The organism is Xylanibacter brevis ATCC 19188, assembly GCF_000621725.1.
GTDB lineage: Bacteria > Bacteroidota > Bacteroidia > Bacteroidales > Bacteroidaceae > Prevotella > Prevotella brevis.
Genome location: NZ_JHXM01000007.1, coordinates 37,703 through 62,145 on the forward strand (window position 1 = coordinate 37,703; position 24,443 = coordinate 62,145).

Consider the following 24,443-nt stretch of genomic DNA (forward strand, 5'->3'; position numbering starts at 1 on the left):
AGTCACTAACAGGACCTTGATTCTCAACATATTGCTGCGTGTTTAGATAGATGTGATGTTTGTAAATGTGTGCATAAACAGGTTATCCTTGTTGGTCTCGATGGTGATGGTGGCATGCTTGTAGTCCAGGCTGCCAGACATCTTCCACAGGTGATCCCACTGACTCCAGCCGAACTCATAGAGTGAGTAGAACGAGGGATCCTCGCCACCAACGGGACGTTCGGGGCTGACGCTGTCATGACGCCCCCAGCACATATCGCCGCCATTGACGTTGGCAATGAAGTAGTAGCGCTCTTCGGTCCAGCTCAACCAGCTTGGTGGATTGGTGTCGGGACGCGACTGGTCGATGAAGACAATGTCGCCTTCGCCCTGGAAGCGGCCGTTGCCGATATAGTCGAGCACGGCGATGTTGTTGAACGTAGCACCCCAGATGCAGCGCACCTGCGAACCGATGGCGTCCACCTTCATGCTCATGGTGTTGAAGTCCACTGTGATGCGCGAAACCCCGGTAGAGGCATTGGCTGCGGTGGTAGAGGAACCTTCTTTCAGTTTGCCGGTGGTGTCGATGTAGTAGGCAAAGGCATCATCCGTAGTGCCCGACTTGAAGTAGATGGCACCATCCTTCAGTTGGGTGAAGATCTGGTAAACACCCTCTTCGACGGTGCGGAAAGCCTGACCCTCAGCCTCGGCAGCAGAGCCATAGAGGTACAGTTTGGTGGGGATGTTGTCGATGCCTTCACCACGTGTCACGGTGAGATGTCCCACCTGCTGACAGGTCTTGACGTTGCCACCCTTAGACGCTCTGACGGTCCAGAGTAGGGTGCCGGTGGCTTCAGGCTTGATGCCGGCGTTGCGTGCCATCGTGTTGATGGCAGCCTGTGTCAGCGTGAGGGTGGGCAGGGCGCCTTGGTCGCTCTTCATGACGGCCAAAGGATTGGTGAAGTCGCCTCCCTGCTTGTCGAAAAGCACCTCGTAGAGCACGATGCCGCCATCGGCAGCGCCGCCACCCGTCCACGACAGTTCGACGGGGGTAGGTGAAGTGACATCTAATACGAGGTCGGAAGGACCACTGAGTTCGGTGGGAACCGTGAAGTCGGTGTTCAGCTCGTAGGATTCCTGACAGCTCACCAAGGCAAGCAGGAGAGCGCCAGCAAGAAATATCTTTTTCATAGATTTTTTATTTTATTCTTCCTTTTAAAAATTCCAGTTAATTAATCACTACCAATTAGGATTCTGATCCAGGTTTTTGTTCAGGTCTCTCTCTTTCTGTGGGATGGGCCATAGGTAGTGCTTCTTGGCGTCGAACTTACGCTGTTCTACGCGGATGAAACCATTGTCGGCACCCACAATGTCGCCTGTCTGAAGACCGTGGCACCAGCCGTTGAGCACGTTCTCGGCAATCTTCCAGCGGATAATGTCCTTATAGCGGAGACCCTCCATGGCCAATTCAGATCGACGCTCTTGGCGCACGATGTTGATCAGCTCGTCCTTGGAGGCAGTGGGGAAGGCTGTACCATCAGCAGTGAAACCAGCACGGCTGCGGATTGCACCGATGGTGTTGTTCCATACGGTCTCGTTGAGTGTGCCAAGTTCTGCGTGAGCCTCGGCATTCATCAACAGGATGTCGGCATAGCGAATCAGGATGGTGTTGAGGCTTGATGTGCCTACTGAAGAGCGATACTGGTTGTCCCAATACTTCTTGACGTAGAAACCAGTGGCAGAGCAGTCGGAACTGAAGCCGTAGCCGTCTTTGTCGGCTCCTTTCTCGCAATTGATGGTGACCTCTGAGCCATCGGCCATCTTGTAGCTGTTGCCAGTGTACATGACCGTGGCAGCCAGGCGGGGATCACGGTTCTCATAGGGCTTGGCGGGATTAAAGCCCGAGCCAGCCTCGTCGGTGGCCTTACCGTTGTTCATGAGGTAGCTGTCAACCAGTTCCTGCAGGGGCGAAAGCTGTGAATATCCACCGAGGCTGGGAGGCAGAAAACTGTACTGCGTGCCCTGTTCACGGGTAGAAGGAGCATATTGCACGTCGAGGATCACCTCGCAGTTGCCTTCGTTGGCTACCTCAAACAGACCTGCATAGCTGGGGAACAACTGGTAGGTCTTCGTATTGATGATGTCCTGAGTGAGTTGTTCCACCTTGTCCCACTGACCTTCGAACAGATAGACTTTGGCCAGGATGGCTTTGGCAGCGCCGCTGGTGATGCGACCTTTGTTGTCGGCATCGTAGCTGGCGGGCAGGCTGTTGCTCTCGATAACCTCCTTGAGGTCAGTCACGATGTTGTTGACAACGGTCTCGCGTGGAGTGCGCTTCATGGTCTGACTCTCAGCGATACTGATGACGTGCTCGGGGTAAGGAATAGCGCCAAAACGCGTGTAGAGCTCGTAGAAGTGATAGGCACGGATGGTCTTGGCCTCGGCAATATAGCGCTGCTTCAGTTCGGGTGTCAAGGATGACACCTTGTCGATGTTGTCCAACAGTTGGTTGCAACTGCGGATGGCAGAGTAGCGCCCGTCCCAGATGGCAGCCACATAGCGGTCGGCGGTAGAGAACGAGCCATTGCCGATGTTCTGCGTGTAGTCGTTGGGCTGCTTGGTATAGGCATTATCCGACATGCACTCGGCGTAAAGTTGCTCATCCATGCTGGAAAGTTGCGTGTAGCAGGTGTTGAGCGCGGCGATGGCCGCATTCTTGTTGTCTTTCCAGAAAGTCAGGTCTGTCTCTCTGTCGTATGGTGCAGTGTCCAAGTCAATGCACGAGGCATTAACCATGGCTATGGACGCCATGAACACGATATGTTTGATGGTGTATTTCATTGTTTTACGGATTTTAGAATTTAACATTAAGACCAAATGAGTAAACGCGGGCAACGGGATAAGCACGACCACTGCCGTCGGCGTTGTATTCGGGATCCCAACCGCCCTTCATCTTGGTGAAGGTCAATGGGTTCTGAACGGTGGCAAACACTCTGAGGTGGTTGATGAAGGTGTGCTTCAACAGTTTGTCAGAGAAGGTATAGCCGATCTGCACGTTCTTCAGACGCAGGTACTTGGTGTCCTGAATCCAGAAGTCAGACTTAGCGGCGTTGTTGGCCGACTCGGCACCCATGGTCAGACGGGGATAAGAGGCGTTGGTGTTGGTGGGCGTCCAGCGGTCCAGATGGAAGTTCATCACAGGACCCTCGTTGTTGTTGTGGAAAGCCTCTACCGACTCACCGCGCATCCAGTGGTTGCGCTTGCCCACACCCTGCCACATCATAGAGAAGTCAAAACCTTTATACGTGGCACCATAGGTGAAGCCGAAGGTGTAGCGGGGGAAGCTGTTGCCTACCACGAAACGGTCATCATCGGGCTTGATCACATTATCACCATTCTTATCTACATAACGGATGTCACCGGGTTTAGGCGTGATGCCCTCGAGGTGAGGACCTTTGGCGCACTCCTCCTCGTTCTGGAAGAAACCGTCCGACTTGTAGGCATAGTAAGAATACAGGGGATAACCCTCCTTGATGATGGTGTTTACATCATATCCGCCGATGATCTCTTCGCCATGGGTGTTGACCACCTCATTGTAGCTGTCGGAGATGTTGCCGGCGATGTGATGCTGCACGGGACCGGTAGCGAAGTGATAGTCCAGCGAGAGTTCCCAACCACGGGTCTCAACCTCGCCGGCATTCTGGATAGGAGCACCATTGCCAAACAATCCGGGCACGGGCAGGTTAACCAGGATATCCTTCGTGCGGTTGTTGAAGATATCGAACGTCAGTTTCAGGTTGTCGTTGAGAATGCCCATCTCAATACCAAGGTTCAGCATGCGGGTGGTCTCCCACTTGATGTCGGGGTTGGCAGATGCGAAATAGGCCGTCTGTGCCAGTTTATTGCCAAAAGAGATGCCGTTGGTCACCGACACGGTCTGCATGTACTGGTAGGCACCGATGCGGTTGTTGCCCACCAGACCCCAAGAACCGCGCACCTTCATGGACTGCACGTAGGGTTTTACGTAGTCCCAGAACTTCTCCTCAGACAGGCGCCAGCCAGCAGAGAATGAAGGGAAGAGACCCGAGCGGTTGCCCTTGGCAAAGTAGGAAGAGTAGTCGTTACGCATATTGAACTCGAAGAGGTACTTCTCATCGTAGTTGTAGGTGGCACGTCCGAAGACAGAATAGATAGACCAGTCGCCGGCACCACCGCTGTTGCTGACGTCGTTGCCGCTCTGACCGCCTACGAAGATGTCGTACTTGCTGTCGGGCGTGATGCGGGCCGTGTTGAAGCTATGATCCGAAAACCCTTCATAGGTATAACCCAGCAGGGCACCGATGGCGTGCTTGCCAATCTGGGTGTTGTAGGTGCTCATCACGTTGGTGGTGATGTTCTTCGAGCGGTAGAAGTTCTCGGTGAGCTTGTTCTCTGCATCACCAGTGCCCTCGAAGGCCTTGCGGTTCTCGTGCATGTGGTTGTTCCACACACGTCCGCCCACGCTACCGATGAGTTTCAAGCCTTTGATAATCTCCCATTCGGCCTGCAGGGTGCCCAACAACTCCTCGTTGGCGTTCTTGCGATAGCCTCCTTCTTCCAGGCGCTGCAGAGAGTTAGAGTTACTGCCCGAGGGATAGGTGTAGGTGCCATCCTCGTTCTTGATATTATAGATTGGTGGCATACGGTTGGCCTGCTCAATGATCCAGTCTGTCCAGTAGGCGTGCTCTTTGATATCGTTGCGGGCATACTGTGAGGTGAGGTTCAGGGTGAAGTTGTTGCTCAGCTTATGGCTCACGTTCAGACGGGCGTTGTAGCGCTGGTAACCATAGTCAGGGCCCTTGAACATGCTTTCCTGGTCGGTATATCCCAGTGAAGCCAGATAAGATAACTGCGCATTGCCGCCAGTGACCGACAGGTTGTGAGAGCTCTGAGGAGCAGACTCCTTATACAGCTCGTCCATCCAGTTGACATTGGGACCCTCGCTTCTGAATCTGGCGATGTCCTCGGCGGTGAACTTAGTAGAGCGGCCCGAGTTGACAGCAGCCTCGTTGTACATCTCAGCATACTTCCACGAGTCGGCAATGTCGGCCAACTGTGTGGGCTGCTGAACACCCATCAGGAAGTCGTAGGCCACCTCTACACGACCGGCCTTACCCTTCTTAGTGGTGACCAGCACAACACCATTAGAAGCACGCGAACCGTAGATGGCGGTAGAAGAGGCGTCCTTCAGGATGGAGATCTGCTCGATGTCGTTAGGGTTGAGGTTGGCCAGCGAACCCTCGATACCATCGATGATGACCAGAGGGTCGTTGTTGTTCATGGTGTTCAGACCACGGATGTTGATAGAAGGTGCACTACCAGGAGTGGAAGAACCCTGCTGGATGATAAGACCGGCGGCGGTACCCTGCATAGCCTCCAGAACATTGGATACGGGCTTACCGGCCAAGTCATCGGTGGATACGGAAGAAACAGCACCGGTGAGGTTGATTTTCTTCTGGACGCCATAGCCCACAACCACAACATCCTTCAGCAGGATGCCCGACTGCATGGTGACGTCGATCTGGCGCTGGTTGCTGATCTTTACTTCCTGCGTCTCGTAACCTACATACGAGAAAACAAGAGTACTGCCCGTTGGGGCTTGCAGAGAGTAGTTGCCGTCAAGATCGGTGACGGTACCGTTGCTGGTGCCCTTCACCAATACGGTGACACCAATCACGGGTTCGCCTTCGGCTGTCACATGGCCAGTCACAGTTCTCGTCTGTGCAAATGCCGTCATGCCAACCAGATTCATTACTACAATCATGATGGCTGCTAATAGATGTGATGCAAACGGGTGTTTGCCTACAAGCAAGTTACATAATTGTTCTTTTGTTTGCTTGGTCCTTTTCATAAAATAAGGTTTTTAAGTTATTAATAAGTTAATATCAAAGAGGTTATGCTAAAGCTTAGGGGGCATCTTGGAAAAAGATGCTGTGCGCGGGTTCTTCACCTTGGATGCAGAAAGAAGCGATCGGCCTCTCCTGCATCCTGGGTTACTTATAATTAACTGTAATGATGAAACTATTTTTTAGGTGGAGAACGACATCACTAACAACGCACGTAGGCCTTGATAGTGACACACTGCTGGTGCTCGGCTAGTCCGTAGGGGCGAATGGTGTATTCACCTACGCAGGCCGGGATGATAAAGGTCTCGGCATAGTGCACCACGAAGGGCTCAAAGGCGTTGGTGGGACTCTCGATGATGGCTTCCTCGCCTTCCAGCAGGTTGAACACGTTGACACCGTTGTCGGTGTGGTGGGTAACGGGTTTGGTGAAGGTGTGACGGCGCGTCTCAATAAACTCGTTGCGGTGAAGGCCGGTGCGCTCTTCTACCCAACCGTCGCCTTCGGCTACCACCTCAAACTGGTTGCGCAGGTGTTCATAGACATACTTGGTGTCTCGCCCCCAGTCGATGACGTCCTTGCCGCGCTCCACGTTGATGGGGCGGGGTTTGCCGTCGAGACCCAGGCGCTGCCAGTCCCACAACTTAAAGGTAAAGATGTTGGGCGTAGAGCTGATTTCGAGTACCATGCTCTCGGAACCGGAACAATGGACGGTGCCGCCGGGTATCAGGAAATGATCGTGCTTCTTGGCGGGAATCTTGTTGACATACTTCTCGGCATCGAACACAAAACCGCCCTTTTGGGCTTTGCGCAGGTCGGCAATCATGGCATCCTTGTCGATGCCCTCTTTCAGTCCCAGGTAAACAACGGCCTTTTCGCCTGCATCCAGCAGGTAGTAGCTCTCGTCCTGGGTGTAGTACATGCCAAAGTTCTCGCGGATGAACTGTGTGGTGGGGTGTACCTGCAGACTGAGGTTGCCGCCGCCCATCGTGTCGAGGAAGTCGAAACGGATGGGGAAGTCCTTGCCAAAACGGGCTTCAACGGGTTCGCCCAGCAGCTGGCGACTCTTCAGCAATACCAGGTCAACAGAGGGAAGCTCGAAGCGGATGCCGTTGACCTCGAACAACAAGCTGTTTTCCTCGGGCACACAGTCGAAACACCAACCGAAGTTGGCCTTGCTGCGGTCGAGGTCGCAGACTTCTTTCATCCACTGACCACCCCAGGGGGCTGGGTCGAAGAAAGGCACCACGCGGAAGGGTGTCTGCGATGTGCGCTCAATACCGTCGAAGAACGTGGCCTTGTCTATCATCTTCGGTTCGCCGGCCACGTTAGTGTCTATCCACCAGTCGATGCGGTCGAAGAGCTTGTCCTTGTACTTGTCGAGCACGCGCCAGTCGATAAACAGGCCGCGCTTGTACTGGATAGAGACGGCATCATCGCGGTTGTCAACGCCCAGTGCCATCACTTCATGGCGACGGAAGCGCTGCTGTATCTCCCAGCGAGCCATATCTACATAGACCTTCAGGGCATCGACCGTGGCCAACTGACATGCGCCAATACCTATTATTATAATGGTATCGGTTGTTGTACTCAGTTGCTCGCTGACTGCCTGCAACTTCTCCTGACAGAAGAAGTCGGCCATCTTGAGGTTGGTGACATAGCCGAAGAGCACATCGTCGGTCATGAAAGAGTCGGTCATCTGTCTGATCTCCGACTCGGACTTCATCAGGTCACGCGTGTTGATGACGGTGCCCATGCCAGAAAAGGCATTGATAATCTCGGTTTCATAAACGCCGGTGTATGTGTCAATGCACAACACATGACCTTGCATCGAACGCTTTAGTTGGGCCAAAATGGCGTCCCACCCTTGTATGATAGTTCCGCTGAATTTGGTAGAGGGGAACTTATCATAATTTGCTTTTCTCATTATTACTACTATTAGTGTATATGTATGAACATATTGATTTATGTGCAAAAGTATGATGAAGGGCTGAATTAACAAAATAAATTTGCATTTTTTAAAATAAAAGTGATGTTTATTTGTGTTTTTCGGAAAAATGGCTACCTTTGCAGTGTAAAAAGGACTGTAGAAAGATGAAATTAGATCCAAAAAGCACCAAGCCGCTTCATGTGCAGGCAGAGGAACTGCTTCGTGAACTGATAGAGGATGAGGCTTATCAGAATGGTAAGCTATTGCCCAGTGAGGTTGAATTGTCTGAACAATTGCATATCTCAAGGAATACGCTGCGTCAGGCCATCAATAAGCTTGTCTTTGAAGGAAGACTGGTGCGAAAGAAGGGCTTTGGCACACGTGTAGTGAAAAAGGCTATTGTGGGCGGCGTGAAAAACTGGTTGAGTTTTTCGCAGGAGATGAAGATGCTGGGCATTCAGATCCGCAACTTCGAACTTCATATTTCCTTGAAACTGCCCAATACTGAGATTGCCAACTTCTTCGAGTTGGAAGATGAGAATCCCCGTCGCTGCGTGGTATTGGAGCGCTTGAGGGGCAACAAGGAGTATCCCTTTGTCTATTTTGTGTCTTATTTCAATCCTGATATTCCGCTGACTGGCGAGGAGGACTTTACCAAACCGCTTTACGAACTGCTCGAGACGCAATTTGATATCGTGGTGAAGACCAGTAAGGAGGAAATCTCTGCACGTCTGGCAGGCGATGCACTGGCTGAGAAACTTGAAATAGATGCCACGGATCCTATCCTGGTGCGCAAGCGTTTTGTGTATGATGTGGATGGGAAACCCGTAGAATATAATATAGGTTATTATAGAGCAGATAGCTTTACTTATAGGATCGAAGCGGAGAGATAATGTTCATACATAATGTGGGGACCCCCTCCTGACCTCCCCAAGGGGGAGGAAATAATGGGGGGAGTCGTGCGTTTCTTTTTGTGGTTTGGGCTGAATGGATGGGGTATTCTTTCTGTTTGGAAAGATAAGAGTATAGCTTTTGACTTCCAATAGTTACTGTTTTGGTCTGAATCTAGACTCTAGAATTGTGAGTTCTAGACTCTAGATTGCACGTACGTAGACTCTAGAATGATGGAATCTAGACTTTAGATTTTGTGTTTCTAGAGTCTAGTTCAGGTGCAATACTTACTGAATTGCTTGGTAAAACGGCCACTATTGTGGAGCGAAAGGGTTGCTTTTAGGTTGCAAAATCGTTACTTCAGGGTTGTAATACCACTGTTTTTTTGTTTGTAAACCGTTCTTTTTTCAAAGCGTTGTCCCTAGTTTCTGTGCTCTATGTATAGATGACGGAAGCGATGATGAGGGCAATGGCAATGAGGGTGATGAAGACGATGCAGGTGATGACTGCCGCTGCGAGAACTTTTGCGGTGGTGCGAGCGGCGGTGCAACCAGAGAACTGCTTGAGGGTGATGACGAACATCACGAGGGCAAAAAACTGGATGACGGACTCGTGCGTGATGTCTCCGACAATAGAAAAGATGGTGTATGCATTTGCGGTATAAACAAGGGCAACGGCAAATTCGGCATATCTCAGGTCGGCTAGGCGAGGAGAATGGCGGAATAATAAATATAAAGGTATAGAGAAGAAAGCGAGCATCGTCAGCGCAAAGATGGCGGGGTTGGCTTCGCTGAGCCTGTAAAGAAAGTCTGATACTTCCGCTGCTTTCTGTATTATGATCTCGTTGACGTCGGAAGTGTTGGCGGAGAACTTGACGGGGGCTGACGGAGCAGAAGGGGTGGCGGTGAGGTGGATGCCGTGCTCTACGACGAAAGAGAGTGCTGTGAGCAGGAAGAACATCTTGAAAGGTGGGAAGTAGGCCGACTGCATGCCGTGCAGGTAGTCGTGGATCATGTGGCCAGGGCGCAGTATCAGGTCGCGGATGGTGCGGAACATGCTGCGATTGCCGATGCCCCACACATCGAGAAACAGCAGGAAGGCGTTCTTGAAAGAGAAACGACCGATGCTGGCCGACTGTCCACAGCGCGGACAGTAGTTGCCTTGATAGGAGGTGCCGCATGAGCAACACTGGTGGATGTCGGCTGTGATGGGTCTTACCTGGTGTGGACGACGCTGCCAGATGCGAAAGGTACGAAGCAGGATGGGGCGCTTCTTGCTGTCAGATAAGTATGTCCACGTTCTCTTGATGTCAATCATGTTAGCTTGTTTTAGGGTTGAAAAAACAAAAACGAGACTGATAGGATGACCTATAGTCTCGTTGCTTGTAGCGGGAGCCGGGATTGAACCGGCGACCTCATGATTATGAATCTTATCCATATACATTTCATAAAATTGCATGAAATCGTAAATATCTGAAAATTAAAGCTTTAAAAATTTGGCCATTTGCAGGAAATTGCGTAATTTTGCACCAGTTTTCGGTCGCGAATTTCACCTGAATTTCACCGAATTGATGTCAAAACACCTTTAAATAGGAGGTTTTTATATGAAAAGAAAGAACGCGAATTTCACCGATGAGGCAAAAACCGAGGCAAGGAAGTACTCCAGCCGTGGTTCATCGAGCCTTGCCAAGTTTACATCCTCTAATGGCAGTGCATACGGAACACTGGCACTCGATACCAGACGAGCTACCGATGACGACACACAAGCACTGCCTGTAGCTGTCAGAGTTGCCTATAACGGCAAGTCCATCTATCTGCGTATTGGAAAGAAGTATACCAAGGATGAGTGGATGGATCTTTGCGAATGCGAAAGACAGGCAAGAAACAAAAAAGCTGGTGAACGAAAGGAGCTAAAGACTCTGATGCAACGGGTTGAGAAGATGATCAATGAGATGATTGATAACGAATCATTCAGTTTAAACAAACTACAAGAGCGATTTACAGGGTTTGCTCCTGAAGGAAAGACCATTTATTCTGTCTGGGAGAAATACATCGAGGAAAGGGCTGAGACGAGCCTTGGCACTGCAAAGACCAACAAAGATGTGATGAACAGTTTTATCAAAGACATGGGAAGTAACGTGTCTTTCGCCGACATCAATCGCTCATTTATCATGAAATGGGTGAAGAAGATGAAGAATCGGGAACTGAGGGATTCTACCATTGGCATCCGTCTGAGGACTTTCAGGGCAATAGTCAACGTATGTATAGACGAGGGACTGATCAAAGGCGACACGAAGGAAATGTTCAAAGACAGTGGCTACAACAAGTCGAACAGCAGGAAACACGAATTTCTCGATGTGCCTACGATGAAGCGCCTATATGACTTCTGGGAAAAAGGAGAAGCAAAGGATGATGATGGCAAAGAGCTATTCTATCCACAAGAGAAGGAGGCTATGTTTCGTGATCTTGGCTTATTCTTGTTCATGTATCTTGGCGACGGCCAGAATCTGGCAGATACACTACGACTGGAATACGATGAGTGGTATTTCGCCACGCATGGTCAACAATTCCGTTTTTTAAGGCACAAGACGGAAGGTCGCAGTGAAGATGACAGTGAGGTGATATTCCCCATCACGCCAGAGATAAAAAAGATACTGGACAAATACGCAAATCCTCCCCTATTGGGCAGTCGTGTATTTCCGATCATGAAAGAAGGCATACCAGCAGAAACGGAGTTGTGGACGATACAGCGATACAATAAATATATAGGTAAGCATATGGCAAAAGTGGCCGAAATTCTTAAAATGGATCAGGAACCAACCTCAACATGGGCCAGACATAGTTTTGCCACTAATCTGAACAACTCAGGAAAGGTGCCACATAAGTACATTAGCGACAGCATGGGCCATAGTGGTGGAGGCGATATTACGTCAATCTACATTGGCACCTACCCGTATGAGAAGATGACAGAATACAATGCCTACTTGCTCTACGAACATGGTCTAAAGAGCGAAGACGATGTTATACTGGAGATACTGAAAGGGCTGAGTGCTGAAGAGAGAAAAAGAATTATAAAAGCGGCCTCTAAATTAAATAAGTCATAAAACTGATACGGAATGCCACTGCATAAACAATATTCTCCAAGAAATTGATTAACTTTGCACAAAATTTTAGAAAGATGAGCAAACTTATACATATGAATAATGAATATGCTGAGTGGGTTAAGTCTCTCAGCCAGCGTTTCCGCCAGAGCCAGATAAAAGCATCGGTAAAGGTAAACAGTGAGATGTTAAGATTCTACTGGTCACTGGGCAGAGACATTGCAGAGAACAGCATGGATAACAAATATGGATCGGGATTCTTCAACAATCTAAGTAACGATTTGAAGGACTCGCTTCCTGGGGTTAAGGGCTTCTCGCCAAGAAATCTGGCCTACATGAAGAGTTTTTATGTTCTTTACAGCCCTCTTATAAGCCAGCAGCCACAAGAAGCAGGTGGAAATGAGTTTTTGCAACAAGTTGTTGCAAAATTCAAAACGCTTGATTCAGGTCGTGATAAATTGCCACAAGTCGCTGATAATTCTAGCGACTCACAGATTTTGCAACAGGTTGTTGCAAAATTAGCAGAATCAATCTTTAGTATTCCCTGGGGACACCACACCCTTATAATAAATAGGTGTATGAACCAGCCAGAGAAAGCACTCTTCTTTACCCAAAAGACCATTGAGAATGGATGGAGCCGGAATGTCCTGTTGAATTTCCTTGATACAGACCTCTATGAACGGCAGGGTAAGGCCATTACAAATTTCACCAAGACGTTGCCATCGCCATTAAGCGATCTTGCACAGGAACTGACACGTGATCCCTATGTATTTGATTATGCACAAGTGAGAGAGAAATACGATGAGGCAGAGCTGAAGGAGGCATTGATGGCTAATATTCAGAAGTTGCTACTTGAACTAGGGAACGGCTTCGCCTTTATGGGAAAAGAGTATCGTATGGTTGTGGGAGGCGATGAACTATATTGCGATATGCTTTTCTATAATACCCACATCCATAGTTATATCATTACGGAGGTCAAGACCCAGAAATTCGAGCCTTCTTTCCTTGGCCAATTGAGCGGTTATGTTTCCTGTGCCAATCACATATTGAAGAGAGAGGGCGATAATGACACGATAGGATTACTCATTTGCAAGAGCAAGAATGAAGTAATGGCTCGTTATTCGTTGGAGGGGTTCAACCAACCACTTGGTATCTCTGAATATGAACTATCAAAAGTGTTCCCTAAAGACTTCAAAGGTTCACTCCCTTCAATCGAAGATATTGAGAACGAGCTAAAGTAGAAACAGGCGTTATGAAATTTATTCAAAAGCTGAGGGCTTTCTATAGGTCATGGAAACTCATCAGACTAATAGATCCAAAAAAACTTGAGGAAATTAACGACATTCTGGAGAATATCTACCCAGGAATCAGGAATGAAATACAAAAACTTGTTGAGCGTTATGATATTCACGCTATAAGCAAGACCCTCCAGTATATCAATACCCACGGTGGCCCACAGAAGATGGCAGACTATTACAATGTTGCCGACAAAAACGGTAAGGATGCTATGCTGTCTGCATTCAACAAGGCATTCAAACCTGGTGCCCCTTTTGAAGATGCTGTTCTAACATTGGATGGCATTGCAAAACAGAAGAGGTTAGGTCTTTATACGCAGCTGATTGGCGATGTGAAGGACAGTATTGTTACAACCAGTATCCAACTCCATTATCGGACAATTGATGATTGGCGGACATTCGTTCGAAGACAACATGAGGCCAATAAGGATGTACTTCTTGGTATCCTTGATGAGATACAAGAGAATGATGCAGCAGTTCAGGACACATATATAGAAGAGGAAAACTCTGTGCAACCAGATGATTTGCCAGACAATAATGCTGGCAAAGAAGCTGAATATGCTTTCCCCATGGATCTTTTTGCAGAACTATATAAATATGACAATAAGGTCTTCAAGCATATCTCTTCTGAATATGAACTATTAAGCATCATTATGAGGAAACCCCACAAGGAGAAACTGGCAGAGTGTACTGGCAAAAAGGTATTGGTTTACCATATCTTGTGGAGATTGCGCAACTTGCTACCAGATGACCAGAAAGAGGTCTGGATAGAAGACATTGCTGCCGAATGCGACTATAAAGTCGAAACCATCAGCAAGAAATACAAAGACGAAACAAACATGAAAAAAGATAATAAAGAGTTGTTGGATGAGTTAAGCTCATTATTCGATGACTACGATACCAAGAAATAGTATCAGCCTTCTTCAACGCAAAACGGCGTATATTCACATCGAATATGCGCCATTTTTCATTTCATGCAATACCATGCAAACACGTTTCCACGCATTTCCACGCAAATGACCTAAGATTTAACGATGCTATGGGATAGTGCTTTTACGGAAAGTCTTGAAACACAACAGATTCCGTGCTTTTGATAACTTTGCTATTATTTTGCGTGCCACTTGCAAGCACTTTTCCACGCATGACCTTTGCAGCCGTTAAACCAATAAAAATACGTTTATGACAGGAAATTTTATTATGTTGCAAAAGGAAGATCTCAAGGAGGTCGTTGCAGAAATGGTTCAGGAGGTGATTAGTAACGGTGTGTTCAAAGAGCAACGCGTTACTGAAGACAATGTTTATTACGACAGAGATGAGGCATGTGCACGCCTGCACATTACGCCTACTACTTTATGGAGAATGGAGAAAGCAGGCAAAATCAAGGTCCATAAAGTAGGACGGCGTAATCTATACTCCAAGCAGGATATTGATGAACTTATCAAGAAAGGTTAATTGCGATGGAAAAGGACATTATTAAACAATCATTCAAGGAACTCCAAGAGGCTGAGCCTGTGAATGAAGGCGGGTTCATAATTGAGCCGATGAACAAGTGCATTGACGAGGCCCACAAACTGCCACCGCTCATATCACTTTATCCAGAAGTCGTGCTCGAAGGTGATCTTTGTATCATCTTCGGGCAGTCCGGTATCGGCAAGACGATCTACGCTATGCAGATAGCCCGCTATATCGCAGAAAATGGTAAGCGACTGTTATACGTTGATTGCGAGATGACGCCTCGCCAACTTGGTAATCGCTATGAAACAGCCAACTTCCCTCCCACTTTCTTACGTGCTGAGATGGATAGGGAGCATCCTGACGAGGATGTACTTAAAGGGATAGAGAAAGCGGGAGCAAAAAATAATGTGGATGTTGTATTCATCGACAACATCACCGCCCTGGGACAGTCGCTTGACAGAAGTGCTGATGCTGGTACACTAATGGCATCGCTAAATACCTTGAAGAAGAAATACAACTGGACGTTAGTGGTTCTCAACCATGTCCCCAAGATGTTCTCAGGCAATGTCCCTCTTTCCCTTTCGGCCATGCAGGGATCTGCCAAGATAAACCAACTCATTGATGACGCTATAGGAATAGCACAATCCAGTATTGACCCAAACCTCGTTTATGTCAAACAGTGCAAGTGGCGAAATGGTGAGTTGACGATGGGCGCTGACCATGTGGCTATCTATGAGCGTTGCAAGGATAAATATGGCAATCTTGGCTTTGTCAGTCGTGGCTTTGGAACAGAGCAGGAGCACCTTAGTATTGAGAGTGGAAACGATAGGGATGAGATGAAGATTCGTGTAAGGGAACTCTCTGGCAAGGGGATGACGCAGACAGCCATTGCCGAACAGCTCAGGATCTCGCAGAGTAAGGTTTCAAGACTTCTAAAAGAGTAATCCAAGATTATTCATTATTCACATTATTCATGCTGCATAATTGCATAATCTGCATAAATTGAATAAAGAAATGGATAAACAAGAATTGAAACAGATACTCGCAACCAAGGCTCCAGCCTATCAAAGGTCTCTCATAGAGATTCCAAAAGACAGCTTTGTTACCTGGCATTCCTCCTTGACCGACTATCTGGACAGCGTGCTAGGAGACAGCCCGAAGATGCAAAACAGGATTGATCATCTTGTCATGCGTTATCGGTTGGGAGCGACTGATGAAGTGAAGGGGGAGCATTATGGCACTGTGCTGCCTCGGATTAACCGCAAGGGTATGATTGTTGGAGGTAATGTCTTACACTTCAATGTAGATGACGGATCAATCCTCAATCATGATGCACTTGTCAATCATCTCTATTCTTGGTATGCCTTCGACTATTATGTTGACCCTGACGTGTTCTTTGGTGAACACCTGTTGTATGGCAGACAGGCTGTCATTGTTCAAGAAGAGAAGACTGCCCTGCTTGGCAAGTTGGCCTATCCTGAAATCGAATGGTTGGCAGTAGGTGTCGGCAATAATCTGACGGACGGGATGATGAAAAAACTCATGGGCCGACAAGTAATCCTGTTCCCTGATGACTTCAGTTATGAGTTTTGGTCAGAACACTTCGGCAAAAAGTTTAAGGTGGATGACAGCTTTACCCATTGCGACATCAACCAGTATTTGATAGACTTCATCCATAGTCAGCAAGTGCCGTAAGCCGTAACGAGGGTGCGGAGAGAGATGAAGGGCTTGCCCTTGATATAGCCCACTATAACTACACGCTACGCTTTCGTAGTTAGTGGGCTCTTCCGAGGGACTCAGGACTTTGTCCTAAGAACCTACCAAGGGCTACTTGCCCTATGGAACCTCGCAAGGGGGTGACCCTCCCCCTTGACCGCCCCGCTCAGTGGCATCTGCCCCTAAGAACCCTGAGCAGGAAGTGACTTTCTCCCTGCACCCACCAATCAGGGCTACGCCCCGATACCCCAATGGGAAAATGTAGAAATATATAATTTCATAAAATCATAATAATATAAAATCGTAAATTGATATGGAAACAATAGCAAAAGCATCTGACCACGTAAAGCCGTGCAACATTGAGCAGAGCGAACGTCACAACAGACGGGATGCTGAATATATCGCCTCGCTCAATCCCCGAATATTGTATGTCCGTACCGATCTAAGTCCGGACAATGAATCGTATGTCGCACCCGACATGCAGGGGATCACACTCCAGCAGCACTATGATGCTATCAAGGCGATGGTGAAGCAGAAGACAGGCCGAGCCATGCAAGAGAAGAAGATCATGGTGACTGGCAAGAACGGCAAGCAGAAGGAACGCAATGGCAGCAGCCCCATCCGTGAGAGTGTTGTCAACATCAAGCCAGACACGACAATGAATGATCTCTTGAAGTACACAAAGAAAGTACAAGAGAGGTGGGGCATAAGAGCTATCCAAATCCACATCCATCGGGACGAAGGCCACTACGAAAACCCTGACGATCCATCCACATGGAAGCCGAACCTTCACGCACACATCATCTGGGACTGGATGAACCATGACACGGGCAAATCCTATAAACTCGGTAAGAAGGATATGGAAGAGTTACAAGACATGGCAGCTGATACATTGGAAATGGAACGGGGCCAGCGAAAGTCCAAAACAGGTCGCGAACACCTGGAGCATAATGACTTTATCCTATTCCAGCAGAAAAAGCAATGTGCCGAGCTGGATATCGAGATTGCCGAAAAGAGAGATAGACTCAACGCAGAGAACGGCAATGCTATCAAGTCTGGTGTGGCCAACCTCTTTGGAAAGGGTAAGTATGCTGACATGGAGAAAGAGAACAAACGACTAAAAGAAGAACTGCCAAAGCAAAAAGCGACCCTACAACGGAAATATCAGCAAGCCTTGGAAGCTGAACGAGACAGACAGAGCCAACAACTCGCAGAGAAGGACAAGATAATCGAAGAACTTCAGGCCAAGTATAAAGGCGAGGTATTTCAACATCAGCAAGATAATCAGGAAAAAGACAGGATCATCAGACAAAAAGATAGCATCATCAATGATTATCGCGAACGGCTTGGCCATTATCTGTCAACCCTCTCTGAACTTCTTCGAGGTGCAGTAAAAGCAGTTATCGATTATGTTCAGGCTGGCTATCGCAGTTTCAATTATCGTCAGGATTGCGATGTTAGGCGCTATATGAACGGTCAGACAGATAAGGATGAAGCCGCAAACACGGTGCTTAATGCCTCTCGCCCCTTTTTGAAAGCCAATGAATGTGAGCGGGTAAAAGGACAGCTCTCCTATATCGTTAATGACATGAAAGAAGAACAACAGCAAAGCCGAAGTCGTGGATTCCACATGTAAGTATGGCTAAACTTAAAAAAAGAACCAGCTGGTAAGGTTATCAGCAGGTTTATACTACTTGGCTAAGAGGGCATCATCTATTTGTACTCCTTCACGGAAAATGTCAATGTCTACATTCTTTGGTATTCCCGATAGCTTCCCCGTTTGAGATTTCTGCCATATTGTGTATGTTCCCTTGCCTTTAATAAAAGGTTCGTCACTTCCGTACCGGCCAATCATAAGATGGAAATTATTAAACCTTGGGGCGCAATATCTGTTGTAGAAAGTATTAACGGAGTAAATCATTGGAGCCTTGCCATAGTAAGACTTGACAAGTTGGATGAATCGCATGAGACTATCTTGGAATTGAACAGTTGACCATTTCCTACATTCCTCCACGTCCACCATTGGTATCAGGTCTATATCATTCTTCTTAACATGCTTCTTATAGTTCTCAAATTGCTTTTGGACTGAACTTGTTGTTCTGAAATAGTGATATGCTCCCACTCGAAACCTTTTTGCTCTGGCTCCTTTTATGTTTCGTTGGCACATTGGATCCACATAAGTTGCTCCTTCAGTTGCCTTGATATAGACGAACTCCACATCTGGAACTTTTTCCCAACAAATTATCCCATTATGATGCGACACGTCAATGCCAAAAGGATTTTGCTTCTTGTCTTGTCCCCATCCATGTACCAACAAAGTTACAGCAACAATAAATAGTAAACATCTTCTCATAACATACCCCTTATTTCTTCTCTCAATTCTGTATTTCTTGGTTGATCCAAACAAACATAGGGTGTATGCTCCATTAGGTCTAATATATCTTTTAAGTTCACATAACTATGCTTTTCTGTCAAGAATCTAACTTTTGCTAGATTATAGTTGGCCCATGTTTTCAAATTCACTTTCAGAGAATTATCGTACTCTATCGCCTTCATGTCGTCTTTCAATATCAACGACATCATTCGCTGATACAATTGTTTTGCTTTATCAATATCCTTTTCACGCCCCATATAACCAAAGTGATATGCTAATGCACAATTATACATGCCAAGTGGATTACCTTTTCCTGCAAGCTTCTCAACATAATAGAATTGCCTTTCAGCATCCCCTCTTGAGCCATAATAGCCCATAAGGTTCGTCAAACCAGAAACTTGCCCAGCGTCAGCTGCACCTTCAAACCACGGAATTGCTTCCTCAATCCTGTCTGTCATTCCAAGGTACACACCTATATTATTATATGCTTCCATCACCCCTTCTTGTGCAGCATAACGATAACAGTCCATCAGAAAATCTACTACGTTAGGAAAAGCTTCGTAATTTACCTGCATTGTATAGATATCGAAGTCAAGTACGCATTTCCTTGCCTCCTGATAGGTAAATAATTCGTGGCTGAATGGTGTTAGTTCCTTTCCATTGAACAATATATCCTCAATGGGTTTCAAGTGAGAAGTATTCAACGGTTTCTCATAATAGAACGATAGCAAGCGGTCATGAATCAGATCACAATAGAACTGTTCTTTGTTATAAACTTCTTCCATAGCCTTCACTTTTGTCAGAACGGTAATTCACTTCCATCATCCATCTTGAATGGATCTTCCACATCCGATGTTGGCGCATCAAACGGCAAATCACTAATAGGCGTTGTCCCCCCTATTTGCACTGGTTGTGGAATCTGCAGACCTCGGATTACGTTATATGCTCTGAAGTCATTATACCAGCGTCCATTATATTCCCTCGCGTCGATGTCAAATTGAATGGTAAGATCTTCACCATTCTGGATATTCAACTGTTTAATCTTATCCTCGCCAAACACTGTGAAAGCACAACGCCTTGGGTATTGCCCAGGCACCTCAATTACATACCCCTGCATCATCCACGGATTGCCCGTTTTTGATGATGTCCCACTCTTTGCCTCCAATACGGCAATAATTCTTCCTGTTAGTTCCATACTCATTCACGTTAATCTTCTAAACAATAGAGTCCTTGGTTTTCAAGTTCACCACCACATTCAGGACATTTGTCTGCTGGTTTCCAGTTTTCAGTACTGAAGCCCTTGCAGTTCGGACATGATATAGGCCCCTCTACGATGGTACCCAAGTCATAATAGCGACTAAAAACACTCTTGCAATCGTGACACACAAAGTATGCCACTATACTATCCATTAACATATCTGACCCATCTGACGGAGCAGCTATTTCCCATCCGCATTTCTTGCATTTATATAATAGGTATTCTGCCATAATCAACATTTCTTTGTCAGTTAAGCATCATATAAAACCAATGCCCTATCTTTTCTAATGAACAATCTCTCCTTATAGAATTCATATTCATTACCATATTTGCGAGTCAAATGGTATAATAGTTTTCCGGAATGACACTCGCCGACCATGATTGCTTTCTCAATATTCAATGAACTCTCGAAGGACCAGTCTTTCTTGTCAAACTTACTCAAATAACTTGGTTCTGACAGAAGTTCAGCCTTTTTCTTTATCCTTATTGTATTATATGTGTTGACTTTCTTGGGATTAACTTCATCATATTCATCATAATATATGGTGGTGAATGCTTCTTCTCCGTCAAGCGGAGTAAATTTGTTCTCACTGCTATAATATGTGCTCAGAATATGTAGAATGTGTTCTACACCTTTAGCTGTTTTAATCACCATAGCATTGAGCAATCTTTTGTCATACTGTACTTTGTTGTCCTTGTCTCGACCAGCATAATATCCGAGAAATTCAGAATCTCTGTGTACCTTTATAACAGATACGTAACGTCTATAAACCTTTGTCTCCATAACACCAATACTTTTATTCAATAATGCAATGTTGAGGCAAAGATACGACAAAAAACAATACTCACCAAGCGTTTTCCATTTGCAAGGCTTGCAAATGTTACATATAATTGCGCCAAATGCTTATCCTCTATAGTTCAGATGATCATTCCATCTTTCGATATCATCTCTCTTGTCATTATTCCTATCAGGAACAATCTTGTTGAGAATCTTATATAATACAACTAAGAGAAACGCAAATAAAAGTCCAAATAGTTCCATAATTATTCATCAATAGTTACTTACCTAAGAATTCAAAATCTGTATCGGTATTTGGATAATCTCCATGCATACCATCTGTCATAGCATACCACGACTCTCTATCATAATCCTCACCATATATTGGACCACATTTAGCCTGGTATAATTCATGATTAATAAAATAGAGTTTCTTTCTTATGCCTTTTTCATCAATATATACACAGAAGTCTTCTCCCATTATGACTTTGGGATATATTATAGGTAGTATTATAGCACCATCAGTTCTTATCACTCCCCACTTGTTTCCTTTTCTAACTCTTAATGCTCTCCATCTACTGGAATAATTCCCCAAATAGTCATATTGGCCATACCTCAATACGTATACTTTTTCATCTATATCATATAGAGCATGAAGATTCCATCCTTTTTCTATAATCAAATATCTATTGTCGAGCAGTTTTATAGGCTTTCCTTCAATATCTATAGAGATTTGATACCCCGTTTTATCTACGGCAAACCATTGGTTACATTTCTTTGCAACAATTCTTGGCGTATTATCATTAAAATCTCCAATAATACTATCAAAATCTGCAGTTATAACTATTTCGCCAAAATCATTTATGAAGCCAATCTTCTTATTGTAATGGACAGCATACATTTGGCATGAATGTTTTTTGGTGCATTGCTCTTTATCTAAAGGAATATCTATAGGTATATATTTGCTCTTTTCGATAAGACAATCTGGATAATGAGACATAGCAATAGCAAAACTGTTTTTCGATCCATCTGGAATAATAACATTAATCAAACCGCTGTATGCAAAAGCATCAGGATGAATTTTGCTAGGAATACCGCAAAATTCGATAACTTGCAGTTTTCCACAACATGCAAAGGCTCTGTCACAAACTTCATCAACAGTATATGGAATAACAATTCTCTCTAAATTCATGTTTTTATAGAAAGAATAAGCTTCGATTATAGAAACCTGGGGAGTAACAAGAAACGACTCGTTACTTATAAATAGTTCTTTTTCTATACAAATTGTAGGTTGAGCATCTTTATCGAAGTATCGTATCAATGAGAATTTTTCCAAATTTAATATATCTACAAGTTTCTCTGAGGTACAGCCATCTTGAGAATATTCATTTTCGGCATTCACAAGAATCTCAGTATCGCTATATATCAATTGATATAATGCACCCTTGGAAATTACAAAGTGGTCGTTGTCGCATTCAACATCATAGATTCTCCCGTCTTTACAAATCGCTTTCCCGACCCCTTCTAAAGTCACGAAATGTATGTTATAATGTGTTTCTCTTATTATTGAAAACACATAGTCTTTCTCATGTAGACAGGTCTTTTCTGATGAATTGTAGTATGCATAGAATCCAACAAAGCCTGTTGCTATTTCTCGATAGAACTGAATACAAATCTTCTCTTTGTCAATAACATCTAGCCAATTTTTAAGTTCCAAATCTAAGAGGGGTTTAACTACAGTCTTATCCAATATAACTATCGCTTTATCTGGAAATACCATACAAAAGAAAGTCCCATTTTCATCATCTTCATGACAGATTGAAGGAATGCCATGTATTGTAATCATCTCATTCATGGTACTAGGAGTTTCTTCCCATCTACCAATTATGTTTGGCCAATTCTGGTTAAACAAACTATTGTAATATTCCATATTTTGATACTTATATAAGTAAACCTTTCACTTCTTAGAAAAAAATCATTCCCAAATTACATATTCTCTATCAACTTTGATTACATATACTTCACCTTTACTGCCAATGGGGATAAAGGCATCGATAGAATCGTCGCAATCCTCGATAGCATCCCTAAAAGCCTTGCCAATACGGGATATCTTCTCATTGGCAGAGTTATTGGTGGGATCAGTCAGATCGTCTATGCTCTTGTCTAGTTTATTACGATTTGAGAGTTTACGGTACCATGATAAAAGTTCCTCACGATAGTCGATGAGGTGTTTTAAGGGGAAACCTTCCAGATGGCTTAGAAACACAAAGTAAAGTGCTTTTGGCAGAGCCTTTAATTTTATCTCTGCGATATCCAAGCCATTACTATCCTTCAGGAATATACGATACTCCTTATTAATATATAAGGTGGTACTGGGTGGTAGTGACCGTTTCCTTTGAGTCTCAACGAATGGGATGCCAGCCACATAATCAAGGAAAGCCGAGAAAGCTTTTTCCCAATTAGTGCCAGAACGATGAGGGAATTGGATATACTTATAGTGTGACCTCTCCGAATGTCCTTCAGGATCAGGGAAATACCGCAAGAACCCCGCACAATCATAAGAAAGATCCTTATCCATTTCGAAAAAGGCGTTCCAATAATCCGACTGCGTAGCAAAATAGGCCCTATGAAAAACTTCATAAACATCCTCACCAAACACATTGAAATAATAAGTCTTATCCGCAATTTCATTCAGATTGCCGGCATGGGATGGTAGGTAGCGTAGATTGTAGCCACATTTTTGGAACGCACTGCGTAGTTGTGGCATATGCTGTTGAATATACTCATTCAGTTCTTCGTGCCTATATCTTTCTAAAAACACCAGTTCATGCTGATCTTTGCATGCCATCTCGTCACGAATCATAACACGTATGGATGGAAAAACGAAATCATCTTGCCGGTATTTTGTCCTGAGTCTATCCTTCTCACGCCGTTTGGCTGCCTGTCTTTGTTCCTCGTAGTCGGCAGGATCTACTTTCAGCGGATCATCAGGCTTCCAAGGTTTATTGGTCTCAGGAGATGGATGCTTTAAGATAAGGCGCTTGGGGCGTTCCTCAAAAGGTAATGATAACAGTTGACGACAGGAATCTATGTTTTTAAGCAGAGATAACGAGTCAAAACAGTCCAAATGTGGTCGGATATTATCACGCTTTTTGTGAGCCTCCTCAAACAGACGCAATGCAGTATGCAAATAGTTGGATTCTACATAGAGTACGCCCAGATTGATGTAAGCATAGAAATTTTTGTATCTCTCGATAAGGTTTCGATAGAAGTAAACTGCCATATCCAAGGACAACTCAGTCAAAATACCATATTGGCAGCAGATAGCCATAATAAGCATGGGTCTTTCCGCGTTCAACAAAGCAGCCCTCTTCACTTCAGAAAGATTGAAAGGTTGTTCCCAAGTGATGAATTCAGGACCAAGATTGTTGATTGTATATAGCAACTTTTTCTCCTCCATGCTGCAAAGATACACATTTTTCTCTATATTCACCTTGATAATTCATAAAAATATTATTTGCAAGGCTTGCATATATCCTAAGTCCTCGATTAAATAGGCCAGATGATATCGCATGAAATGCCACAAAATTCGGATATATTGCACTGAATTTCACAAGCTTACTTTTTCGTCGCGAATTTCACCTGAATTTCACCATGCACAAAATAAAAACGAGCCACATCTCTGTAACTCGTTGATTTTCAGTGTAGCGGGAGCCGGGATTGAACCGGCGACCTCATGATTATGAATCATGCGCTCTAACCAGCTGAGCTATCCCGCCATCATC

General features: G+C 45.5%; 19 protein-coding genes and 1 tRNA gene. 8 read left to right on the top strand and 12 right to left on the bottom strand.

All coding sequences use genetic code 11. The annotated features are described in order from the left end of the window. Positions 1 to 42 precede the first annotated feature (42 nt). The 4 genes from T433_RS0104095 to T433_RS0104110 all read right to left on the bottom strand — a co-directional run bounded on the left by T433_RS0104095 (position 43) and on the right by T433_RS0104110 (position 7,788). Positions 43 to 1,170 carry a SusE domain-containing protein gene (locus tag T433_RS0104095; protein WP_027454956.1) on the bottom strand — a complete coding sequence of 376 codons (1,128 nt, stop codon included), beginning with the start codon at positions 1,168 to 1,170 and terminating at the stop codon, positions 43 to 45. Positions 1,171 to 1,218: 48 nt separating this feature from the next. After that, on the bottom strand, positions 1,219 to 2,820 hold the full coding sequence (locus T433_RS0104100; RefSeq protein ID WP_027454957.1) for a RagB/SusD family nutrient uptake outer membrane protein: 1,602 nt from the start codon (positions 2,818 to 2,820) through the stop codon (positions 1,219 to 1,221). 13 nt (positions 2,821 to 2,833) lie between these two features. Further along, positions 2,834 to 5,782: a SusC/RagA family TonB-linked outer membrane protein gene (locus tag T433_RS0104105; RefSeq protein ID WP_428837371.1), complete on the bottom strand. Its 2,949-nt coding sequence runs from the start codon at positions 5,780 to 5,782 to the stop codon at positions 2,834 to 2,836. A 284-nt stretch (positions 5,783 to 6,066) separates the two neighbouring features. Beyond that, a complete protein-coding gene (locus T433_RS0104110) occupies positions 6,067 to 7,788 on the bottom strand; it encodes a class I mannose-6-phosphate isomerase (protein WP_027454959.1) in 1,722 nt (573 codons plus the stop codon). A 167-nt stretch (positions 7,789 to 7,955) separates the two neighbouring features. Here T433_RS0104110 and T433_RS0104115 point away from each other — a divergent pair, with 167 nt between their 5' ends. Continuing rightward, positions 7,956 to 8,684: a GntR family transcriptional regulator gene (locus tag T433_RS0104115; RefSeq protein ID WP_027454960.1), complete on the top strand. Its 729-nt coding sequence runs from the start codon at positions 7,956 to 7,958 to the stop codon at positions 8,682 to 8,684. 433 nt (positions 8,685 to 9,117) lie between these two features. Here the strand turns inward: T433_RS0104115 and T433_RS0104120 are convergent, their stop codons facing one another. Then, positions 9,118 to 10,119 (bottom strand): DUF3667 domain-containing protein, encoded by a 1,002-nt coding sequence (locus tag T433_RS0104120; RefSeq protein ID WP_211249743.1) that lies wholly within the window; start codon positions 10,117 to 10,119, stop codon positions 9,118 to 9,120. A 166-nt stretch (positions 10,120 to 10,285) separates the two neighbouring features. On the opposite strand from T433_RS0104120, the gene T433_RS0104125 reads away from it, so the two are divergent. The 7 genes from T433_RS0104125 (at position 10,286) to T433_RS0104155 (ending at position 17,884) form a co-directional block, all read left to right on the top strand. Then, positions 10,286 to 11,785: a tyrosine-type recombinase/integrase gene (locus T433_RS0104125; RefSeq protein ID WP_027454962.1), complete on the top strand. Its 1,500-nt coding sequence runs from the start codon at positions 10,286 to 10,288 to the stop codon at positions 11,783 to 11,785. 74 nt (positions 11,786 to 11,859) lie between these two features. Continuing rightward, positions 11,860 to 13,023 (top strand): PDDEXK nuclease domain-containing protein, encoded by a 1,164-nt coding sequence (locus tag T433_RS0104130; RefSeq protein ID WP_027454963.1) that lies wholly within the window; start codon positions 11,860 to 11,862, stop codon positions 13,021 to 13,023. 11 nt (positions 13,024 to 13,034) lie between these two features. Next, on the top strand, positions 13,035 to 13,988 hold the full coding sequence (locus T433_RS0104135) for a DUF6043 family protein (RefSeq protein ID WP_027454964.1): 954 nt from the start codon (positions 13,035 to 13,037) through the stop codon (positions 13,986 to 13,988). Positions 13,989 to 14,256: 268 nt separating this feature from the next. Next, on the top strand, positions 14,257 to 14,529 hold the full coding sequence (locus T433_RS0104140; RefSeq protein WP_027454965.1) for a helix-turn-helix domain-containing protein: 273 nt from the start codon (positions 14,257 to 14,259) through the stop codon (positions 14,527 to 14,529). 5 nt (positions 14,530 to 14,534) lie between these two features. Continuing rightward, positions 14,535 to 15,476 carry an AAA family ATPase gene (locus T433_RS0104145; protein ID WP_044109200.1) on the top strand — a complete coding sequence of 314 codons (942 nt, stop codon included), beginning with the start codon at positions 14,535 to 14,537 and terminating at the stop codon, positions 15,474 to 15,476. Positions 15,477 to 15,546: 70 nt separating this feature from the next. After that, positions 15,547 to 16,227: a DUF6371 domain-containing protein gene (locus T433_RS0104150; RefSeq protein ID WP_027454967.1), complete on the top strand. Its 681-nt coding sequence runs from the start codon at positions 15,547 to 15,549 to the stop codon at positions 16,225 to 16,227. A 334-nt stretch (positions 16,228 to 16,561) separates the two neighbouring features. Then, on the top strand, positions 16,562 to 17,884 hold the full coding sequence (locus tag T433_RS0104155; protein ID WP_044109201.1) for a plasmid recombination protein: 1,323 nt from the start codon (positions 16,562 to 16,564) through the stop codon (positions 17,882 to 17,884). 54 nt (positions 17,885 to 17,938) lie between these two features. On the opposite strand, the gene T433_RS0104160 is transcribed toward T433_RS0104155, so the two are convergent. From T433_RS0104160 to T433_RS0104195, 7 genes are all read right to left on the bottom strand, one after another. Beyond that, the gene (locus T433_RS0104160) at positions 17,939 to 18,601 is read right to left on the bottom strand and encodes a glycoside hydrolase family 25 protein (protein WP_044109202.1); all 663 of its coding nucleotides are present in this window, start codon (positions 18,599 to 18,601) and stop codon (positions 17,939 to 17,941) included. Beyond that, positions 18,598 to 19,407, bottom strand: coding sequence for a tetratricopeptide repeat protein (locus T433_RS0104165; protein WP_027454970.1), 810 nt, complete (start codon positions 19,405 to 19,407; stop codon positions 18,598 to 18,600). Before T433_RS0104165 ends, T433_RS0104160 begins: the two co-directional genes overlap by 4 nt. 14 nt (positions 19,408 to 19,421) lie before the next feature. Beyond that, positions 19,422 to 19,817: a DUF3127 domain-containing protein gene (locus T433_RS0104170; protein WP_027454971.1), complete on the bottom strand. Its 396-nt coding sequence runs from the start codon at positions 19,815 to 19,817 to the stop codon at positions 19,422 to 19,424. Positions 19,818 to 20,130: 313 nt separating this feature from the next. Next, positions 20,131 to 20,664 (bottom strand): hypothetical protein, encoded by a 534-nt coding sequence (locus T433_RS0104175; RefSeq protein WP_027454972.1) that lies wholly within the window; start codon positions 20,662 to 20,664, stop codon positions 20,131 to 20,133. 274 nt (positions 20,665 to 20,938) lie between these two features. Continuing rightward, positions 20,939 to 22,588: a leucine-rich repeat protein gene (locus tag T433_RS0104185; protein ID WP_027454973.1), complete on the bottom strand. Its 1,650-nt coding sequence runs from the start codon at positions 22,586 to 22,588 to the stop codon at positions 20,939 to 20,941. Between the two features lie 45 nt (positions 22,589 to 22,633). Then, entirely contained in the window at positions 22,634 to 24,118 is a 1,485-nt protein-coding gene (locus tag T433_RS15815) for a hypothetical protein (RefSeq protein WP_052356978.1), read from the bottom strand. A gap of 245 nt (positions 24,119 to 24,363) precedes the next feature. Continuing rightward, positions 24,364 to 24,437, bottom strand: a tRNA-Met gene (locus T433_RS0104195). Positions 24,438 to 24,443 lie beyond the last annotated feature (6 nt).

Bases quoted from the DNA above. Each gene is read 5' to 3' on its own strand.
- T433_RS0104095 (WP_027454956.1), bottom strand. From the start codon at position 1,170: ATGAAAAAGATATTTCTTGCTGGCGCTCTCCTGCTTGCCTTGGTGAGC.
- T433_RS0104100 (WP_027454957.1), bottom strand. From the start codon at position 2,820: ATGAAATACACCATCAAACATATCGTGTTCATGGCGTCCATAGCCATG.
- T433_RS0104105 (WP_428837371.1), bottom strand. From the start codon at position 5,782: ATGATTGTAGTAATGAATCTGGTTGGCATGACGGCATTTGCACAGACG.
- T433_RS0104110 (WP_027454959.1), bottom strand. From the start codon at position 7,788: ATGAGAAAAGCAAATTATGATAAGTTCCCCTCTACCAAATTCAGCGGA.
- T433_RS0104115 (WP_027454960.1), top strand. From the start codon at position 7,956: ATGAAATTAGATCCAAAAAGCACCAAGCCGCTTCATGTGCAGGCAGAG.
- T433_RS0104120 (WP_211249743.1), bottom strand. From the start codon at position 10,119: ATGGATAAGATTCATAATCATGAGGTCGCCGGTTCAATCCCGGCTCCC.
- T433_RS0104125 (WP_027454962.1), top strand. From the start codon at position 10,286: ATGAAAAGAAAGAACGCGAATTTCACCGATGAGGCAAAAACCGAGGCA.
- T433_RS0104130 (WP_027454963.1), top strand. From the start codon at position 11,860: ATGAGCAAACTTATACATATGAATAATGAATATGCTGAGTGGGTTAAG.
- T433_RS0104135 (WP_027454964.1), top strand. From the start codon at position 13,035: ATGAAATTTATTCAAAAGCTGAGGGCTTTCTATAGGTCATGGAAACTC.
- T433_RS0104140 (WP_027454965.1), top strand. From the start codon at position 14,257: ATGACAGGAAATTTTATTATGTTGCAAAAGGAAGATCTCAAGGAGGTC.
- T433_RS0104145 (WP_044109200.1), top strand. From the start codon at position 14,535: ATGGAAAAGGACATTATTAAACAATCATTCAAGGAACTCCAAGAGGCT.
- T433_RS0104150 (WP_027454967.1), top strand. From the start codon at position 15,547: ATGGATAAACAAGAATTGAAACAGATACTCGCAACCAAGGCTCCAGCC.
- T433_RS0104155 (WP_044109201.1), top strand. From the start codon at position 16,562: ATGGAAACAATAGCAAAAGCATCTGACCACGTAAAGCCGTGCAACATT.
- T433_RS0104160 (WP_044109202.1), bottom strand. From the start codon at position 18,601: ATGAGAAGATGTTTACTATTTATTGTTGCTGTAACTTTGTTGGTACAT.
- T433_RS0104165 (WP_027454970.1), bottom strand. From the start codon at position 19,407: ATGGAAGAAGTTTATAACAAAGAACAGTTCTATTGTGATCTGATTCAT.
- T433_RS0104170 (WP_027454971.1), bottom strand. From the start codon at position 19,817: ATGGAACTAACAGGAAGAATTATTGCCGTATTGGAGGCAAAGAGTGGG.
- T433_RS0104175 (WP_027454972.1), bottom strand. From the start codon at position 20,664: ATGGAGACAAAGGTTTATAGACGTTACGTATCTGTTATAAAGGTACAC.
- T433_RS0104185 (WP_027454973.1), bottom strand. From the start codon at position 22,588: ATGGAATATTACAATAGTTTGTTTAACCAGAATTGGCCAAACATAATT.
- T433_RS15815 (WP_052356978.1), bottom strand. From the start codon at position 24,118: ATGGAGGAGAAAAAGTTGCTATATACAATCAACAATCTTGGTCCTGAA.